Raw genomic sequence first — 17,917 nt, 5'->3', positions numbered from 1 at the left:
TAATACAATGATTAAGGTAGAAAGAGTTACAAAGCGATTTGGAGATAATATTGCTTTAAATCAAATTAGTTTTTCAATAAACGAAGGAGAAATTTTTGGATTCCTAGGTCCATCTGGTTCAGGGAAAACAACAATGATCAATATTCTGACAGGACAGCTACAGGCTAACAGCGGAAAGACAGAATTATTAGGGAAAGATTCTCAAAAATTACTTCCGTCAGATTTTGAAGAGTTAGGTTTAGTAGGTGACACAAGTGGTTATTACGAAAAATTAAGTTTGTACAATAACTTGTTGCTATTTGCAAGACTATACGGAGTTTCAAAATCTCGAATTGAAGAAATTCTAAAACAAGTTGGTCTGTATGATAGTAAAGACACTCCAGCTGAGAAACTTTCTACAGGAATGCGTCAACGAATGCTTTTAGCTCGTGCTTTAATCAATTACCCTAAAGTTCTATTTTTAGACGAACCTACAAGTGGGTTAGATCCCACCACCTCAAAGAAGATTCACAAATTACTACAGGAGTTAAAGGAAAGAGGAACAACCATTTTCTTAACTACTCATGATATGAATGAGGCGACTTTATTATGTGATAACCTTGCTCTTTTGAATAAAGGTGATCTTATTGAACAAGGAAGCCCAAGCGAAATTATCCAAAAATACAACACGGAAAAGAAGGTTGCAGTAACTTATAGTGATTCTACTAAAAAGGTAGTGCGCTTTGAAGACTTGCAGCAAGAAGATTATAAAAAAATGATGACGATTCACTCATGTGAACCAACTTTAGAAGATATTTTTATTAAATTGACAGGAGAAAAATTAGATGTTTAAGAGAATTTTAGCCCTTATCTGGTTGAGGACACAAGTATTGTTAACAAACAAAAACACTTTGGTACAGGTAGTATTCCCATTCTTTCTGGTTCTACTCTTCCAAAATTTTATGAATACAGATGGCACTCAAGGGAAAGTACTATTGTATAGCTCTTTAACAATGGCATTCTCATTTTCTTCTGGGTCAATGATTTCAAACTCTATTGCAGAGGAAAAAGAAAAAAGAATTTTTAAAACACTTATTTTAAGCGGAGTTCGCCGTGGAGAATATCTTGTTTCCGTGTTGTTTTATCCTGTAATCTTTGCCTTGGCTTCAGTTATTTCCTTCCCTATTATGGTTGAAGTGGATTTCGCAAAAGATTATCCTGTATACCTTGTAGTAGCTTCTCTGGTAGCATTATGTACAATCCTCTTAAATTTGGTGATTGGAGCTATTTCAGAGACACAAACGCAGGCTCAGGTTTATGGTTTGATTCCAATGCTTGGTCTTTCATTCTTGCCGATGTTTTCTCAAGTTAGCTCAGAGGTCAAGAAATTCATGGATACAACCTTCTTAGGAGTTTATGTAGATTTCTTTAATAAACCAGATTTCAAGTTGAATTTTGACAGTTTGGGGATCACTTTTGCTTGGGTTGTAGCATTACTTGCCCTCAGTTATTGGGGATTGAAAAATAAAAAAAAAGTTTCGTTTGGAAAGTTAACACTTAATCAACTTCAAAAACTAACTTTTTTTAAAGCTTAGTGTTAGTAAGTTTTGTAAGAAACCTAGTTTAAAACAATAAACCAGCGCTTAGAAATGCTGGTTTTTACTGTCTTTCAGCTTCGAAATCTACTTAAAAATCACCTCAAATTTCTTGTATTCGCTTACATAAAGTATTATAATAAGATTATAGGAAAGAAGGTGTTCTTATGTGGAAAAAATATTTTTCAAAATATAAATGGACTGATTTATTTTGGATTCTATTTGTTATTTTAACATGCCTCTTGGCGGGTAATAGTAATCTTTACCCCCTTACCCATCAAGAAATCTCTTATCATGGGTGCTTATCGGGAATTACACTTGCCTTATTTCACTTGCTATTTATTGATAAGTTTGTTATCTCGAATCGAAAATAAATGGAGAAGCTAAAAGCTTTAAATGTTTTAGACTTTTGGGATAGATAGTTTAAAAATTGAAATTTAAAACCGCAGATCTTCTTGAAATGCGGTTTTTTGTGTCAATTATAGTACTTTCCCAACCAGAATCTCTGCCTCAGTGGTAATCTCTGTCAAGTCGCTCCAGTCAATCTTAGTCTGGTCGATGTGAAAGAGTAGGGGCGTCATGCTGAGTAGGGCTTGGAGTTGCTCTGTTGTGATAGTCTTAGTCAGAGAGGCTGTTTGGCTAGATAGGATGGTAAAGTGTTCTTGAAAATGATTTTTGATATCTTGGTTGGAATAGTCCTTGTTTGTCAGCTGGTCCTGTACTCTTTGACGGATTTCCTTGAGGTGATTTTTAGTTGGGATAACCTTTATCAAGATGCCGTCTTTGGATAAAACGCGACGAAATTCTCCATAGTTGGCAGGCGAAAAGATATCAAGCAGGATATCCATACTGCCGTCTTTTATAGGAAGTCGTGCCAAGTCGCCTACAAACCAATTGACTGCCCAGTTGGGTTCACTCTTGGCAGCGATTTGGACGGAATCTTTTGAAATGTCAAAGGCATAGAAGGTCTTGTCGGAGTAGCTTTCTTGGAGTTTACGAGAGTAGAAGCCTTCACCACAACCAATATCTAAGACAGTTTTTGCAGATGGATTAGCCGCTAGTAAGTCCGATACACCTTCTAAAATAGCCTGATAAAAGCCAGCTTCTAGGATTTGTTGACGGTTTTGAAAATTTTCCTTGTCATAGTTAGCAGATAGCTTGATTTGGGGAGTCAGGTTGACATAGCCGAATTTTGCTAGGTCAAAAGAATGCCGATTCTCACATTTAAGACTAGATTCTACCAAGGTCAGATTTTCTCGACAGATAGGACAGGCAAAGGCAGTCGCAGAAGCAAAACGTTGAAGTTTGGGTTTGAGGTTTGTATTCATAGTTTAAGTGTATCAAAAGAGGCAAATGAAAGCAACTTTAGGATGATTTGTAATAGAATTAAATAGGAGTATAATTACCTTTCAAAGTACCAAAATTAAATTGCTTTTATATACAAATTAATATATAATAATAGCTAGGAGGAAATAAGTATGTTAAAAGAAGTATTAAGCGTCGCAAAAGTTGCGAAAAAATCATCACTCTTTTTGGGTGGTGTTGCATTCGGTACCCTTGGTTTGAAAATCTTGGCAAGTAAGGAAGCTAAAAAAGGTTATTCTAAAGCTTTGGCTAAGGCTTACAAGCTGAAAGACGAGCTAGATGCGTCTGTTTCTGTTGTGAAGCAACATGGAGACGATGTTTTGCAAGATGCCAAATATTTGTACGAGCAAGAGAAAAAAGAAGAGCAATTAGATAGCCTTATAGGGGAATAATATGTCTTTTAAAGTGCTACATAGAGGATACCAACATATCCGACTATCATCTTCTTTCTCACTCACCTTGGATATTCAAGACTATCTTCGTTCCTTGGCGAGAGATGAAAAGGGAATTGAGTCTATCCAGTTTTACATGGATCAACAGCACTTTACTCTACGTATAAAAGAAGGCTTCTCTGTATTAGACAATGCAGAAGCCTTTTTAAAAAGAATTGATAAAGGGAAAGTTTCTGAGTTGATGACTCTTCCCATTCGTAGAGAAGAGAGTGCTTATTCTATTGTTTCAGGTGCAGCGATTAAGCGTGTACTTTTTCGTAGTTTTGTGCCGTATCCTATTCGCTATATATGGACTTGTTATCAGGCTTTTGGCTATATTAGAGAAGCCTATCAAACACTAGCGCGTAAGGAACTAACGATGGAGGTCTTGGACTGTTCGGCGATTTTATTGTCCTTATTTATGAACCAATCCAAGACAGCTAGCAATATCATGTTTATGCTTGATTTGGGGAATCATTTAGATCAGTGGTCCTTGAAAAAAACTGCAACAGATTTAGAACAAAGCCTTCTTGCAAAAGAGAGCGATGTATTCCTAGTACAGGGCGATACGGTTGTTAGTATCAAGAGTTCCGATGTTCAAATAGGAGATGTCTTGGTCCTATCTCAAGGAAATGAAATTCTGTTTGATGGACAAGTAGTTTCAGGTTTAGGTATGGTCAACGAAAGTTCCTTGACGGGAGAGAGTTTTCCAGTTGAAAAAAGAGAGTCTGATTTGGTTTGTGCAAATACAGTATTAGAAACTGGAGAGTTGCGCATTCGTGTAACCGATAATCAGATGAACAGCCGTATTTTACAGCTGATTGAGTTGATGAAGAAATCTGAAGAAAACAAGAAAACGAAACAACGCTATTTCATCAAGATGGCGGATAAGGTCGTCAAATATAATTTCTTGGGGGCTGGTCTGACTTACCTATTAACAGGTTCTTTTTCTAAGGCTATTTCTTTTCTATTGGTCGATTTCTCTTGCGCTTTGAAAATCTCTACTCCTGTAGCTTATTTGACAGCTATCAAGGAGGGGTTGAACCGTGAAATGGTGATTAAGGATGGGGATGTTCTGGAGAAATATCTGGAAGTAGATACCTTCTTGTTTGATAAGACTGGGACAATCACAACTAGCTATCCTATAGTTGAAAAGGTGTTACCTTTTGGAGACTATAGTGAAGAAGAAATCTTAAGAATCAGCGCCTGTCTTGAGGAACATATCTATCATCCTATTGCTAATGCCATCGTCAAGCAAGCTGAGATAGAGGGAATTGAACATGAGGAAATGCATGGGAAACTCCAATATATCGCAAGCAAGGGGATCAAATCTCATATAGATGGGCAACCAGTTCTTATTGGGAATTATGTCTTGATGCAGGATGAACAGATTCATATCAGTTCAGAACAAAATGCTTTAATTGAAGAGTACAAGAGTCACTACAATCTCTTATTCTTGGCTTATCAGAATGAATTGATTGGAATGTTCTGCATTCATACTCCTTTGAGAAAAGAAGCAAAAGAAGCCTTGGAGAAACTTAAGGCACAAGGGAAAAAATTGATTCTGGCAACAGGGGACACCTTGGTTAGAACAGAGGAATTAGTCAAAGATTTGCCCTTTGATCAGGTCTATACAGACTTGAAACCTGATGGGAAATTTGAGTTAGTAGAGGAACTGCAGAAAGCAGGTCACACTATTTTGATGGTTGGAGATGGATTGAATGACTCAGCGGCTCTAACCCTATCAGATATCGGTGTGGTGATGAATGAGAGCGCAGACATTTCTAAGCAGATGAGCGATATCTTATTGTTAGATAATCGCTTGGATTTCTTCCAAGAGTTGGATTGGCTATCATCATCTTTGCAAACACTCATCAAGAAGAATATTCAAGATACCGTTGTCGTAAATAGTAGTTTGATTGGCTTTGGCTTATTTAATTGGCTCAGTCCTTCAAATCTCTCTATCTTACATAATCTAACAACCTTGCGCATAGTCCTGCGTAGCCTGTCTATTAATAGTCAATGAAAATCAAAAAGCAAACTAGGAAGCTAGCCGAAAGCTGTACTTGAGTACGGTAAGGCGACGCTGACGTAGTTTGAAGAGATTTTCGAAGAGTATAAGGCTAGATAGATGTGCTTATCAATAACAAAAAGGAGTTACCTTTCTTGAGGTTAACTCCTTTTTTTATAGATCAATGTTGAACAGTTTAGTAAGTCAATACAAAGTATTTTTTCTTCCCACGACGGATAACAGTCAGTTCGTTCTCAAGCTTATCTGCGTCACTCAAGACATAGTCAAGGTCTTGGATGCGGTCGCCGTTGACGTAGATAGCTCCGTTTTGGACGTCTTCACGGGCTTGGCGTTTTGAGTTAACCACACCAGCAGAAACGAGCAGTTCTACGATATTGTGGTTTTCATCTGCTTGAACTTGGTAGTTTGGTACTCCACGAAGCCCTTGTTTGAGTTCTTTGACAGAAAGGTTTTTGATGTTTCCTGCAAAGAGTTGCTCAGTGATGTTGAGGGCTTCTTTGTAGGCTTCTTCGCCGTGAACAAGTGTTACGACTTTACGAGCCAAGACTTTTTGTGCCAAGCGTTCGTGTGGAGCCGCTTCAAACTGTTTACGGATGTCTTCAATCTCATCAAGTGTCAAGAAAGTAAAGATTTTCAAGAATCGAACAGCGTCTGCGTCCATAACGTTCATCCAGAATTGGTACATTTCGTATGGAGAAGTTTTTTCAGGATTGAGCCAAACTGCGTTTCCTTCTGATTTACCAAATTTCTTACCAGTTGCATCTGTAATCAATGGAACAGTGATAACGTGGCCAGTCTTGTCAGCCTTACGACGAAGCAATTCAGTACCAGCTGTCATATTTCCCCACTGGTCAGAACCACCGATTTGTAGTGTTACGTTGTGGTCTTGGTTAAGGACGAAGAAGTCGTACCCTTGCATGATTTGGTAAGCAAACTCAGTGTAAGAAATTCCTGTTTCGATCCGTTTTTTCACAGACTCCTTGCTCATCATGTAGTTGACAGTAAAGTATTTTCCGATATCACGGAGGAAGTCAATGAAGCTGATGCTGCCAAACCAGTCGTAGTTGTTGACCATGACAGCTTTATTTTCGCCATTTTCAAAGTCAAGAAAACGAGAAAGTTGTCCTTGGATAGACTTGACCCAGCCATCTACTGTGTCTTTTGTTTGGAGACTACGTTCAGCATCTTTGAAGGACGGATCTCCGATGAGACCTGTAGCACCGCCAACGAGCGCATAAGGTTTGTGACCTGCTAGTTGCAAGCGACGACTTGTCAAGATTGCGACAAGGTGGCCTAGGTGAAGGCTGTCAGCAGTTGGATCGTAGCCAGTATAATAAGAAACTTGACCTTCTTCTAGGGCTTTACGCAAAGCTTCTTCATCAGTCGTTTGAAAAATCAAACCACGCTCTTTTAGCTCATCAAAAATGTGCATGTGTCTTTTCTCCTTTTTAAAATTATTGTTTCTAACTATTGTATCACAAACTTGGGTAATAGCCTAGTAGAATAGGGAAGAAAGTGGCTATTTTATTGAAAGTTTACCTTTTATGGTATAATAGATAGAGTGAGGAAATCCATGCAAAATCAATTAAATGAATTAAAACAAAAAATGCTGGAATTTTTCCAGCTAGTAAAATCAAAAATAAATCATAAAAAATCAGAGAAAGTCTCAGAAGAGAAGAAGTCGGATGGAACAGGTGGGCGAATTTTGTCTATCTTAGGGAGCATTTTAGCTGCTATCAAGGGAGTTTTGAATATTCTCTTTATTCTAGGCTTTATCGGTGGACTTTTTGGTGCTGGTGTAGCTCTTGGTTATGGAGTTGCTTTGTTCGATAAGGCTAAGGTTCCGCCAGCGGAGGACTTGGTCAAGCAGGTTAAGAATGTTTCTTCAATCTCAGAAATTGTTTATGCAGATGGGAGTGTCATTGCTTCTATCGAGAGTGATCTACTGCGAACTTCTGTCTCATCTGAGGAAATATCGGACAATCTTAAAAAGGCTATCGTTGCAACTGAGGACGAACATTTTCTTGAACATAAAGGGGTTGTACCAAAAGCTGTGATTCGGGCGACCTTGGGAACCTTTGCAGGTTTGGGCTCATCTAGTGGGGGCTCGACCTTGACTCAACAGCTAATCAAGCAACAAGTGGTCGGAGATGCTCCTACCTTGGCTCGTAAGGCTACAGAAATTGTCGATGCCCTTGCTTTAGAGAGAGTGATGGGAAAAGATGAGATCCTAACATCCTATCTCAATATCGCTCCTTTTGGTAGAAATCATAAAGGGCAAAACATTGCAGGTGTCCAGCAAGCTGCTGAAGGGATTTTCGGTATTGATGCCAACAAGTTGAGTATTCCTCAAGCTGCCTTCTTAGCAGGTTTGCCCCAGAGTCCGATTACTTATTCTCCTTATGAAAATACTGGAGAGTTAAAGAGTGATGAAGACTTAGAACTTGGTTTGAAACGGGCCAAGGGAGTTCTCTATAACATGTATCGTACGGGTGCTTTAACTAAGGAAGAGTACGACCAGTACAAGGATTATAATATAAAACAAGACTTCTTGCCATCGGGAACTGTTAATGCTGTTTCAAGAGATTACCTTTACTTTACGGCTATGTCTGAAGCGACAGATCGGATGTATGATTATTTAGTTCAACAGGACAATGTCTCTAGTCAGGAGTTGAAAAAAGAAGCGGTTCAAAAGGCTTATCATGAGCGAGCGGAGCAGGAACTAAGTAAAGGTGGCTACAAAATTACGACAACGATTAATAAAAAAATCCATAATGCCATGCAAAATGCAGTTGCTAACTACGGTCGTTTGGTAGATGATGCGACTGGTCAGCCTGAAGTAGGGAATGTTTTGATGGACAATAAAACGGGGGCTGTTCTAGGTTTCGTTGGTGGTCGTAATTACCAGATAAACCAAAACAATCACGCCTTTGACACTAAGCGTTCTCCTGCCTCTACAACCAAACCTTTGCTGGCCTACGGTATTGCCATTGACCAAGGCTTGATGGGAAGCGCTAGTATCTTGTCCAATTATCCGACAAAATTCTCTAATGGAAATCCTATCATGTATGTAAATAGTCCAGGTACAGGTATGATGACTTTGGGTGAAGCCTTGAACTATTCGTGGAATATCCCAGCCTATTGGACCTATCGTATGCTTCGCGAGAAGGGTGTTGATGTCAAGGGCTATATGGAGAAAATGGGTTACGAGATTCCAGAGTACGGTATCGAAAGTCTGCCTATGGGTGGTGGGATTGAAGTCACAGTTGCCCAGCATACCAATGGTTATCAAACAATTGCTAATAACGGTGTTTACCATCAGAAACATGTGATTTCTAAGATTGAATCACCTGACGGTAGAGTAATCTATGAATTCCAAGACAAACCAGTTCAAGTGTACTCGAAGGCAACGGCAACAATTATGCAGAGTTTGCTTCGTGAGGTGATTTCATCTCGAATCACTTCAAGTTTCCAAACGGATTTGGCTTCTATCAATTCAAGCTTAGCTCGTGCAGACTGGATTGGTAAGACTGGTACGACCAATGAAGATGAAAATATGTGGCTCATGCTTTCGACACCAAGATTGACTCTGGGTGGTTGGCTAGGGCATGATGACAACCGCCCAATGGCTAAAGGGGCTGGGCATTATCGAAATGCTAAATATATGGCTCACTTGGTCAATGCTATCCAACAGGCTGAGCCTGGTGTTTGGGGCAATGAACGCTTTAATCTTGATTCTAGTGTGACCCAATCTCAGGTCCTCAGATCTACAGGACAGAAGCCAGGCAAAGTATCCGTTAATGGAAAAACAGTTGATCTTTCAGGTTCTACTGTAACGAGCTATTGGGCTAACAAGGTGGGAGCTCCTACGACCAGCTATCATTTTGCTATTGGAGGAAGTGAGTCAGATTATCAAAATGCTTGGTCAAGTATCGTTAGCACACTACCAACTCCTTCTAGCTCAAGCACTAGTTCAAGTAGCAGTTCAAGTGATGGCCCTAGCAGTACATCAAGTTCATCATCACCTACACAATCAAATAGTAGAAGATAGGAAAGTGGTATTGATTGCCACTTTTTTCTTTTGTCCTTTCATGTTACAATAAAGGTATGAATCAGTATCAGAAAAAGATTGTTAAAGGAACCGTTTATTCGCTCTTATCTGGCTTAATCTGGGGAATCTGTGGGATTCTAGGAGAGTATTTCTTTACTCATTACCAGGTGTCTTCTGGCTGGATTACCTCTATGCGTTTGACACTGGCAGGGAGTATTGTGCTCGTTTGGTCTGCAATGCAATTAAAATCGCAAGTGTTAGATATTTGGCGAGATAAGAAAAATTACCTGCCCTTTTTAGCCTATGCTATTTTGGGGATTTTTTCAGTTCAGTATTTTTTCTATCTCTGTGTAGAATACTCAAATGCAGCGACAGCAACTATTTTACAGTTTATCAGTCCTGTCTTTATCCTCTTTTACAATCGTTTGGTTTATCAAAAACGAGCGTCAAAAAGCGCTATTTTCTATGTTTTGGTTGCCATGTTGGGTGTTTGCTTGATGGCGACAAAGGGGGATCTCTCTCAGTTATCCATGACACCGCTAGCACTTGTGACGGGTTTGCTGAGTGCCATGGGGGTTATGTTTAATGTTATCCTACCCCAACCTTTTGCTAAGCGCTATGGTTTTGTTCCCACGGTTGGGTGGGGTATGATTTTGGCAGGTTTATTTAGCAATGTTCTCTCGCCAGTGCATCAGCTTTCCTTTACTCTTGATATTTGGAGTATCTTGATTTGTCTCATTATCGCTTTCTTTGGAACGGCTTTTGCCTTTTTCATTTCCATGAAGGCTGTGTCCTTGGTTTCTCCTTTGGTGGTTTCCGTTATCAGTGCCAGTGAACCTCTCTCTTCTGCTCTCTTGAGTGTTTTATTTTTAGGTTTGGTAGTGGATTGGTCCCTTCTTCTAGCGATGGCCCTGATTATTTTACCCATGATTTTCTTATCAATAGAAGAAGCGAAAGAAAGTAAATAAAAAGTCTTTTCTTAATTCTAAAAGTGTGCTATACTAGAATGGTCAATAAAACATGGGGAGATAGTTGTGAAGAGTGTTTTTAGGTTGTATCGGTAGGGGCTTGCTTTTACCGACAGCACGTTTTATCTCACATCCCTAAAAATCATACCTAAAAACAAACAAAAAGGCTTCAAATTTGAGGCCTTTTTTGGTAGAATAGGTATCATTAAAATGAACTAGGAGGCGCTTATGACTGCTACAAAAATGAACGCACAAGAAATTATCCAATTTATCGCCAATGCTGAAAAGAAAACCAGTGTTAAAGTAACTTTTGAGGGAGAACTTGCAACTGCTGTACCAAGCTCTGTTGTCAAATTAGGGAATGTCCTATTTGGAGACTGGAAAGATGTTGCTCCTCTTCTTGATGGCTTGGTAGAAAATCAAGACTATGTTGTTGAGCAAGATGCTCGTAATTCTGCAGTTCCTTTGCTAGACAAACGTACTATCAACGCTCGTATCGAGCCAGGTGCTATTATCCGTGATCAGGTTGAAATTGGTGACAATGCTGTTATCATGATGGGAGCCGTTATCAATATCGGTGCTGAAATCGGTGCAGGAACTATGATTGACATGGGTGCTATCCTTGGTGGCCGTGCTATCGTTGGGAAAAACAGTCACGTTGGTGCAGGTGCGGTTCTTGCAGGTGTGATTGAGCCAGCTAGCGCAGAACCAGTCCGTGTTGGAGACAATGTTCTCATCGGTGCCAATGCTGTGGTTATCGAAGGAGTCCAAATCGGTAGTGGTTCAGTTGTCGCAGCAGGAGCTATTGTTACCCAAGATGTCCCAGAAAACGTGGTGGTAGCAGGTGTTCCAGCTCGTATTATCAAAGAGATTGATGCCCAAACCCAACAAAAAACAGCGCTAGAGGATGCGCTTCGTACCTTATAATTGTAAAAGTAATAAAGAGGCGGAACCCTTCTTCCAGCCTCTTTCTGCTATATAGGAGGATAGATAGATGTTAGATTTGATTCAGACTCGACGAGATTTGCACCAGATTCCAGAGATTGGCTTGGAGGAGTTCAAGACTCAGGCTTATCTGCTGGATGTGATTGAAAAATTGACTGCGGGCAAGGAGTTTGTTCAAGTTCGTACTTGGCGGACAGGTATTTTGGTTTATTTGCAGGGAAGTCAGCCAGAGCGTACTATTGGTTGGCGAACAGACATTGATGGCCTGCCTATCGTCGAACAAACAGGCCTTCCTTTCGCTTCCCAGCACCAAGGTCGTATGCACGCTTGTGGCCATGATTTCCACATGACTATTGCTTTGGGCTGTCTTGAGCGAGCCCTTGAGGAGCAACCCAAGAACAATCTGCTCTTTCTGTTTCAACCTGCTGAAGAAAATGAAGCTGGTGGCATGCTCATGTATGAGGATGGCGCTTTTGGAGACTGGTTACCAGACCAGTTTTATGGCCTCCATGTTCGGCCAGATTTGAAGGTTGGTCAGATTGCGACTAATACTCATACACTCTTTGCAGGAACTTGCGAGGTGAAGATCCGTTTCAAAGGCAAAGGAGGACACGCAGCCTTTCCACATGAAGCTAATGACGCCTTAGTGGCAGCTAGTTACTTTGTGACCCAGGTGCAGTCAGTTGTCAGCCGCAATGTTAACCCAATCGAGGGGGCAGTGGTGACCTTTGGTCTTTTCCAAGCTGGAACAACCAATAATGTCATAGCAGACACAGCCTTTTTGCATGGAACCATTCGGGCTTTGACACAGGACATGAGTCTCTTGGTGCAAAAGCGGGTCAAAACAGTTGCAGAAGGGGTTGCAGCTGCCTTTGATATGGAAGTCGAAGTGGAACTCAAACAAGGTGGATACCTACCTGTTGAGAACCATCCAGCCTTGGCGGGTGAACTGATGGACTTCTTTGAAGAAAAAGAGGGAATCGAGTTGATTGATATCGAGCCTGCTATGACAGGTGAAGACTTTGGTTATCTCCTTTCAAAAGTTGATGGCGTTATGTTCTGGCTAGGTATCGATAGTCCCTATGCCCTTCATCACCCTCAGATGAGTCCTAAGGAAGAAGCCTTAGCCATTGGGGTAGATGCGGTCTCTAGTTTCCTGAAAAAGAAGGCAGCAGAGTAGAGGAAGTGTCTATGAAAGCAGAATTACGCAAGCAAGTCTTGCAAGAAATGAAGGCTATATCTCAAGAGCAAAAACAGTTTATAGACCAAACTTTAACAGAACGACTTTTACACCATCCCTTCTACCAAGAAGCTAAGGTCATCGCAAGCTACCTCTCTTTTCCTCATGAGTTTCAAACGCAGGAACTGATAGAGCAGGCGCTGAAGGACGGCAAGAAGGTTCTGATACCCAAAACCTATCCCAAGGGGCGCATGGACTTTGTGGTCTATGATCCACAGCAGTTGGTAAAAACTTCCTTTGGATTACTGGAATCACAGGGAGATTTGGAAGTTGTGGATGCCTCTCAGATTGATTTGATTCATGTTCCGGGCTTGGCTTTTACGACGGAAGGATATCGGATTGGATACGGTGGAGGTTATTATGACCGCTATCTGAAACATTTTCCTGGTCATACTTTAAGTACGATCTATCCTTGTCAAGTTCAGCAATTTATGCCTGAAAATCATGATATTCCTGTTCAGGAGGTTTTAATTGATGAAGGAAATCTTTGATAGGCGTTACCCTGTGACGAGTTTTTTCCTCCTAGTGACGGCCTTGGTGTTTCTACTAATGTTGGTGACCACAGGAGGAAACTTTTACAGGGCAGATACCCTATTTCGATTTGGAGCCATGTATGGGCCAGCCATTCACCTCTTTCCTGAGCAGGTTTGGCGTCTCTTCTCTGCCATTTTTGTTCATATTGGGTGGGAGCATTTTATTGTCAATATGCTTTCGCTCTATTATCTTGGTAGGCAAGTAGAGGAAATTTTCGGATCCAAGAAGTTTTTCTTTCTCTACCTATTATCTGGAATGATGGGCAATCTCTTTGTTTTTGTATTTAGTCCCAAATCCTTAGCAGCAGGAGCCTCGACTTCTCTCTATGGGCTATTTGCTGCGATTATTGTTCTTCGCTATGCAACGCGTAATCCTTATATCCAACAGCTAGGCCAATCCTATCTGACACTTTTTGTGGTTAACATTATTGGAAGTGTTCTGATTCCAGGAATCAGTCTAGCAGGTCATATCGGGGGAGCAGTTGGTGGAGCATTTCTAGCAGTTATCTTTCCAGTTCGAGGAGAAAGACGGATGTATAGTACCATCCAGAGGTTAGGAGCGGTAGTGTTGTTTGTAGGACTTGCAGTTTTACTTTTCTATAAGGGAATGGGGTTGTGAAGGTTTATAAGAATAGTTATGTAATAAAAAAGATAAGGCATTTTTGAACCTTATCTTTTTATGTTATTCCTTTTCAGCCAATTCTTTTCCCAGTTGGATGAGGTAATCCTTCAAATCATCTTTGACTTGTGGATGTTTGAGGGCGTAGTCAATAGATGTTTTCATAAATCCAAACTTATCTCCAACGTCGTAACGAGCTCCTGTAAATTCACGGGCAAAAACACGCTGTGTTTTATTAAGGGTATCAATAGCGTCGGTAAGCTGGATTTCATTTCCAGCACCAGGAGCTTGCTTTTCGAGGATATCAAAAATTTCTGGTGTGAGAAGATAGCGACCGATAATAGCTAAATCACTTGGAGCATCTTCTGGAGCTGGTTTTTCAACGAAAGTTTCGACGCTATAGAGACCATTGATTCCTTCCCCTTGAGGAGCGATAACCCCATATGATGAAACGTCTTCGTGTGGTACGGGCATGACAGCAATGGTTGATGCGTGTGTCTTTTCGTAATCATTCATCAGTTGTTTTGTCAAAGGGACGGCATCCTCATTTGTGATGTCCATAAGGTCATCACCCAGCATAACAACGAAGGGCTCATTCCCTACAAAAGCTTTGGCTTGTAGGACAGCGTCTCCAAGACCACGAGGGTGAGTTTGGCGAATGAAATGGAGGCGCATACCAGTTGCTTCATCTACCAATTTTAACAAATCCGTTTTGCCTTTTTCCTTAAGATTGTATTCAAGCTCAAAGTTCGAGTCAAAGTGGTCCTCAATAGAACGTTTTGATTTACCAGTGACAACTAGAATATCTTCAATGCCTGATTTAAGAGCTTCTTCGACGATAAATTGGATAGTTGGTTTGTCCACAATTGGCAACATTTCTTTGGCAAGGGCCTTGGTTGCTGGTAAAAATCGAGTTCCTAGTCCAGCGGCAGGGATGACTGCCTTTCTAACTTTTGATGTCATAAGAATCCTTTCTATAGAGGGTCAAGACCACTCATTTTCTGCTTTAAATTCATTGTTCATGATGTCATAAATGGCATCTTTGATATTGGTTCCGTGGTAGATAACTTGGTAAATGGCCTGTGTAATGGGCATATAGACTCCAAGTTCTTGCGCTAGTTCATAGGCAGCTCGGGTCGTTGAAATTCCTTCAATTACCATGCCCATATTGGCTTCGATATCAGCTAGGGATTCTCCACGACCAAGGGCATCTCCAGCTCTCCAGTTACGAGAGTGAATGGAAGTTCCTGTTACGATTAAATCGCCTACACCAGATAAGCCACTATAGGTTAATGGACTGGCCCCGAGTGCTACCCCTAGGCGAGTAATTTCAGCCAAGCCTCGAGCGATGATGGCTGCCTTGGCATTGTCACCAAATCCCAGACCATGTAAAGCTCCGGCACCGACAGCAATAATATTTTTAAGAGCACCAGCAGTTTCAACTCCAATAACATCTGTATTGGTATAAAGTCGGAAGTAGTGATTGCTAAAGAGCTCCTGAACGTATTGAGCTGTTTGTAAGTCTTTAGAAGCAGCAGTGATTAAAGTCAGGTCACGCACAATGGTCTCTTCTGCATGACTAGGACCTGAGACAACGACGATATCACTGCGGAGCTGTTCAGGAATTTCTTCTTCAAGGATGGTTGATAATCGTTTATGGCTATCAGGCTCCAATCCCTTTGATGCGTGCATGATGATAGCCTTATGATCTAAGGTTTGAGCAACTTGTTGGGCAACAAGTCGTGTCACTTTTGTTGGGACAACAAACAAAATCGCATCCACATCTTCCAATGCTTCTGCTAAGTCAGTGTAGGCAATAATTTTTTCATCTAGAGTGACATCTTTAAAGTAGTATGTATTAGTATGGTGTGTATTAATTTCATTGATTTGCTCGGGAAGATTTCCCCAAATACGTACCTCGTGTCCGTTGTCATTTAAGACTTGTGAAAGGGCAGTTCCCCAAGAACCAGGCCCCAAGACGGCGATGGTTTGTTTTTCCATGATTCCCTCCTTGATAGAGTCCTTTTCATTATTCTATCATATTCTAGAGGATTTTGCACTTGCATTGCTGGGGGAGTGGTGGCTTTGTTGCTTGAAAAATACAAAAAAACCGAGCCGAAGTATTAAACTTTCAGTCTCGGTTTTGATATTTCTTAAAGAATGGCTAGGTTTATTTCAATTGATCTGTAATGTCTTTTGATAGCAACATTCCCAGATGATAAGTTTTATTGATGTAAGCAATGACATCATTGATATTTTCAGTCGTGTGAATTTTTTCTTTGATGTCAGATCTAAATGTTTCATCCTTCAAAAGTTGTTCTTGGTAGAGCCTTTGAAGTCTCTCCTTCTCGTACTTATTGAGCAGAAAAAGGAATACCAAGCTAATCACAACGAGGACATAAGCATATTGGCTCATAGAATATCTCCTTGGATAGTGAAGAAGTAGTAGTGAATAAATCGATTTAGAGGACCTAAAATAGCAGAATAAGTCAGCAAAACTTGATAAGATTTTTGATAGCCCTCTAAATCAAATTCCTAATAGGATTGGACGTCAGTTACTTAGACTGCTTTGCAATCAAGTAATTAAAAGATTACGACATGAGCCTAACCAAATCGATATTATTTGGTTAGGTGAATTAGTGAAGCGTTTAGGTAAGTATCTCTGGTTACGACGTAAAGAAACATAAATCGATAATATTTATGTTTCTTTACTAGTGAAGCAGTTAGCTAGTCCGCATATAAGCGGCTAGCGTCTAACAATTAGGAACTTTAGTTCCAATAACATTAAGATTACGACGTTTTAGGACATAAATCGATCATATTTATGTCCTAAAACTAGTGAAGCGCCTAGCCAAATACCTGATAGGATTTGGCGTTAGTTACTTAGACTACTTTACAATAAAGTGATTAAAAGATTACGACATGAGCCTAACCAAATCGATATTATTTGGTTAGGAGAATTAGTGAAGCGTTTAGCTAGTCCGCATATAAGCGGCTAGCGTCTAACAATTAGGAACTTTAGTTCCAATAACTTTAAGATTACGACGTCTTTCGGTAGAAATCGATAATATTTCTATCGAAAGACTAGTGAAGCGCCTAGCCAAATCCCTGATAGGATTTGGCGTTAGTTACTTAGATTGCTTCGCAATCAAGTAACTTTGGCGATTTACATCTTCTCAGGCGCTTCTACTCCAAGCAAGCGAAGGGCCTCTTTGAGAACGACTGCGGTTGCGTAGCTGAGTGCTAGACGGCTGTCGCGTTCTGGGCTTTCATCTAGGATACGTGTATGTGCATAGTATTTGTTAAAGGCTTGAGCCAGGCTAATTGCAAATTTAGCAATGATAGAAGGTTCAAAGTTATCCGCCGCACGGTTGATAATACGTGGGAAGTCTTGGATGAGTTTGATGATTTCCCAACTTTCAGCATCATTTAAACTGTAATTAGCTTCTGTTTCTGGTTTGAAGTCTGCTTTACGTAAAATCGATTGGATACGAGCATAGGCATATTGTACATAAGGACCAGTTTCCCCCTCGAAGGATACCATAGTCTCTAGGTCGAAGTCGTATCCATTTGTACGGTCGGTCTTGAGGTCATAGAATTTAATGGCTCCAACCCCAACAGCATGCGCTACCTGGTCTTTGTTTTCTAGTTCAGGATTTTTAGCCTCGATTTGGGCTTTGGCACGGCTAACAGCCTCTGCAACAGTAGGCTCTAGCAAGATGACATTCCCTTTACGAGTAGAGAGTTTCTTCCCTTCTCTTGTAACTAGACCAAAAGGAACGTGAGTAATGTCGTCACTCCAATCGTAGCCCATCTCTTGCAAGACAGTTTTGAGCTGTTTAAAGTGGGCAGATTGTTCTTGACCAACAACGTAGATCGATTTAGCAAAATGGTATTCATTTTTACGGTAAAGGGCTGCAGCCAAGTCACGTGTGATATAGAGAGTTGCTCCATCAGATTTCTTGATAAGGGCTGGATGTTCAATGCCATATTTCTCAAGATTCACAACTTGGGCACCTTCTGATTCAACAAGAAGGCCTTTTTCAGAAAGAATATCTACAACTGCATCCATCTTATCGTTGTAGAAGGCTTCTCCGTTATAGTTGTCAAATTCGACTTGCAATTCATTGTAAAGGCGGTTAAATTCCACCAAACTTTC

Annotated in this window: 17 protein-coding genes; 11 read left to right on the top strand and 6 right to left on the bottom strand. The window is 40.5% G+C overall.

The genetic code is table 11. The features are described 5' to 3' along the window. Positions 1-7 precede the first annotated feature (7 nt). The 3 genes from RWO85_RS03115 (at position 8) to RWO85_RS03105 (ending at position 1,948) form a co-directional block, all read left to right on the top strand. Positions 8-832: an ABC transporter ATP-binding protein gene (locus RWO85_RS03115; protein WP_070657025.1), complete on the top strand. Its 825-nt coding sequence runs from the start codon at positions 8-10 to the stop codon at positions 830-832. After that, positions 825-1,574, top strand: a complete 750-nt coding sequence (locus tag RWO85_RS03110) for an ABC transporter permease (RefSeq protein WP_314413959.1) — start codon at positions 825-827, stop codon at positions 1,572-1,574. Before RWO85_RS03115 ends, RWO85_RS03110 begins: the two co-directional genes overlap by 8 nt. Before the next feature lie 167 nt (positions 1,575-1,741). Continuing rightward, complete coding sequence (locus tag RWO85_RS03105; RefSeq protein ID WP_045606609.1) at positions 1,742-1,948, top strand: membrane protein; 207 nt, start codon at positions 1,742-1,744, stop codon at positions 1,946-1,948. Between the two features lie 105 nt (positions 1,949-2,053). On the opposite strand, the gene RWO85_RS03100 is transcribed toward RWO85_RS03105, so the two are convergent. Continuing rightward, the gene (locus RWO85_RS03100; RefSeq protein ID WP_314413958.1) at positions 2,054-2,902 is read right to left on the bottom strand and encodes a putative RNA methyltransferase; all 849 of its coding nucleotides are present in this window, start codon (positions 2,900-2,902) and stop codon (positions 2,054-2,056) included. Between the two features lie 150 nt (positions 2,903-3,052). On the opposite strand from RWO85_RS03100, the gene RWO85_RS03095 reads away from it, so the two are divergent. Then, positions 3,053-3,331, top strand: coding sequence for a DUF6110 family protein (locus tag RWO85_RS03095; protein ID WP_000910903.1), 279 nt, complete (start codon positions 3,053-3,055; stop codon positions 3,329-3,331). Position 3,332: 1 nt separating this feature from the next. Then, entirely contained in the window at positions 3,333-5,396 is a 2,064-nt protein-coding gene (locus RWO85_RS03090) for a heavy metal translocating P-type ATPase (protein ID WP_314413956.1), read from the top strand. Positions 5,397-5,577: 181 nt separating this feature from the next. Here the strand turns inward: RWO85_RS03090 and tyrS are convergent, their stop codons facing one another. Continuing rightward, positions 5,578-6,834: a tyrosine--tRNA ligase gene (tyrS, locus tag RWO85_RS03085; RefSeq protein WP_314413954.1), complete on the bottom strand. Its 1,257-nt coding sequence runs from the start codon at positions 6,832-6,834 to the stop codon at positions 5,578-5,580. Positions 6,835-6,975: 141 nt separating this feature from the next. Here tyrS and pbp1b point away from each other — a divergent pair, with 141 nt between their 5' ends. From pbp1b to RWO85_RS03055, 6 genes are all read left to right on the top strand, one after another. Next, on the top strand, positions 6,976-9,453 hold the full coding sequence (pbp1b, locus tag RWO85_RS03080; protein WP_314413952.1) for a penicillin-binding protein PBP1B: 2,478 nt from the start codon (positions 6,976-6,978) through the stop codon (positions 9,451-9,453). Between the two features lie 56 nt (positions 9,454-9,509). Next, entirely contained in the window at positions 9,510-10,421 is a 912-nt protein-coding gene (locus RWO85_RS03075; RefSeq protein WP_314413950.1) for a DMT family transporter, read from the top strand. A gap of 228 nt (positions 10,422-10,649) precedes the next feature. Next, positions 10,650-11,348, top strand: a complete 699-nt coding sequence (gene dapD / locus RWO85_RS03070; RefSeq protein WP_290112407.1) for a 2,3,4,5-tetrahydropyridine-2,6-dicarboxylate N-acetyltransferase — start codon at positions 10,650-10,652, stop codon at positions 11,346-11,348. 67 nt (positions 11,349-11,415) lie between these two features. Then, positions 11,416-12,546: an N-acetyldiaminopimelate deacetylase gene (locus tag RWO85_RS03065; protein WP_314413949.1), complete on the top strand. Its 1,131-nt coding sequence runs from the start codon at positions 11,416-11,418 to the stop codon at positions 12,544-12,546. 11 nt (positions 12,547-12,557) lie between these two features. Continuing rightward, entirely contained in the window at positions 12,558-13,097 is a 540-nt protein-coding gene (locus RWO85_RS03060; RefSeq protein WP_033682937.1) for a 5-formyltetrahydrofolate cyclo-ligase, read from the top strand. Beyond that, on the top strand, positions 13,081-13,758 hold the full coding sequence (locus RWO85_RS03055) for a rhomboid family intramembrane serine protease (RefSeq protein WP_314413946.1): 678 nt from the start codon (positions 13,081-13,083) through the stop codon (positions 13,756-13,758). The genes RWO85_RS03060 and RWO85_RS03055 overlap by 17 nt, the downstream gene beginning before the upstream one ends. A 63-nt stretch (positions 13,759-13,821) precedes the next feature. Here RWO85_RS03055 and galU read toward each other — a convergent pair whose 3' ends face one another. The 4 genes from galU to argS all read right to left on the bottom strand — a co-directional run. Continuing rightward, entirely contained in the window at positions 13,822-14,721 is a 900-nt protein-coding gene (gene galU / locus RWO85_RS03050; protein WP_314413943.1) for a UTP--glucose-1-phosphate uridylyltransferase GalU, read from the bottom strand. A 21-nt stretch (positions 14,722-14,742) separates the two neighbouring features. Beyond that, on the bottom strand, positions 14,743-15,759 hold the full coding sequence (locus RWO85_RS03045; protein ID WP_314413942.1) for an NAD(P)H-dependent glycerol-3-phosphate dehydrogenase: 1,017 nt from the start codon (positions 15,757-15,759) through the stop codon (positions 14,743-14,745). A gap of 169 nt (positions 15,760-15,928) precedes the next feature. After that, a complete protein-coding gene (locus tag RWO85_RS03040) occupies positions 15,929-16,174 on the bottom strand; it encodes a hypothetical protein (protein ID WP_000084872.1) in 246 nt (81 codons plus the stop codon). A gap of 750 nt (positions 16,175-16,924) precedes the next feature. Next, a partial coding sequence (gene argS / locus RWO85_RS03035) for an arginine--tRNA ligase (protein ID WP_314413940.1) occupies positions 16,925-17,917 on the bottom strand: 993 nt, incomplete at its 5' end.

It is taken from the genome of uncultured Streptococcus sp., from assembly GCF_963521865.1.
In the GTDB taxonomy this organism is placed as follows: Bacteria; Bacillota; Bacilli; order Lactobacillales; family Streptococcaceae; genus Streptococcus.
The sequence above is the reverse complement of the archived record's forward strand: the minus strand, read 5'-3'. Positions and strand labels throughout refer to the sequence as shown.

What these genes read in the sequence shown, in the direction of transcription:
- RWO85_RS03115 (WP_070657025.1), top strand. Translation starts at nt 8, where the DNA reads ATGATTAAGGTAGAAAGAGTTACAAAGCGATTTGGAGATAATATTGCT.
- RWO85_RS03110 (WP_314413959.1), top strand. Translation starts at nt 825, where the DNA reads ATGTTTAAGAGAATTTTAGCCCTTATCTGGTTGAGGACACAAGTATTG.
- RWO85_RS03105 (WP_045606609.1), top strand. Translation starts at nt 1,742, where the DNA reads ATGTGGAAAAAATATTTTTCAAAATATAAATGGACTGATTTATTTTGG.
- RWO85_RS03100 (WP_314413958.1), bottom strand. Translation starts at nt 2,902, where the DNA reads ATGAATACAAACCTCAAACCCAAACTTCAACGTTTTGCTTCTGCGACT.
- RWO85_RS03095 (WP_000910903.1), top strand. Translation starts at nt 3,053, where the DNA reads ATGTTAAAAGAAGTATTAAGCGTCGCAAAAGTTGCGAAAAAATCATCA.
- RWO85_RS03090 (WP_314413956.1), top strand. Translation starts at nt 3,333, where the DNA reads ATGTCTTTTAAAGTGCTACATAGAGGATACCAACATATCCGACTATCA.
- tyrS (WP_314413954.1), bottom strand. Translation starts at nt 6,834, where the DNA reads ATGCACATTTTTGATGAGCTAAAAGAGCGTGGTTTGATTTTTCAAACG.
- pbp1b (WP_314413952.1), top strand. Translation starts at nt 6,976, where the DNA reads ATGCAAAATCAATTAAATGAATTAAAACAAAAAATGCTGGAATTTTTC.
- RWO85_RS03075 (WP_314413950.1), top strand. Translation starts at nt 9,510, where the DNA reads ATGAATCAGTATCAGAAAAAGATTGTTAAAGGAACCGTTTATTCGCTC.
- dapD (WP_290112407.1), top strand. Translation starts at nt 10,650, where the DNA reads ATGACTGCTACAAAAATGAACGCACAAGAAATTATCCAATTTATCGCC.
- RWO85_RS03065 (WP_314413949.1), top strand. Translation starts at nt 11,416, where the DNA reads ATGTTAGATTTGATTCAGACTCGACGAGATTTGCACCAGATTCCAGAG.
- RWO85_RS03060 (WP_033682937.1), top strand. Translation starts at nt 12,558, where the DNA reads ATGAAAGCAGAATTACGCAAGCAAGTCTTGCAAGAAATGAAGGCTATA.
- RWO85_RS03055 (WP_314413946.1), top strand. Translation starts at nt 13,081, where the DNA reads ATGAAGGAAATCTTTGATAGGCGTTACCCTGTGACGAGTTTTTTCCTC.
- galU (WP_314413943.1), bottom strand. Translation starts at nt 14,721, where the DNA reads ATGACATCAAAAGTTAGAAAGGCAGTCATCCCTGCCGCTGGACTAGGA.
- RWO85_RS03045 (WP_314413942.1), bottom strand. Translation starts at nt 15,759, where the DNA reads ATGGAAAAACAAACCATCGCCGTCTTGGGGCCTGGTTCTTGGGGAACT.
- RWO85_RS03040 (WP_000084872.1), bottom strand. Translation starts at nt 16,174, where the DNA reads ATGAGCCAATATGCTTATGTCCTCGTTGTGATTAGCTTGGTATTCCTT.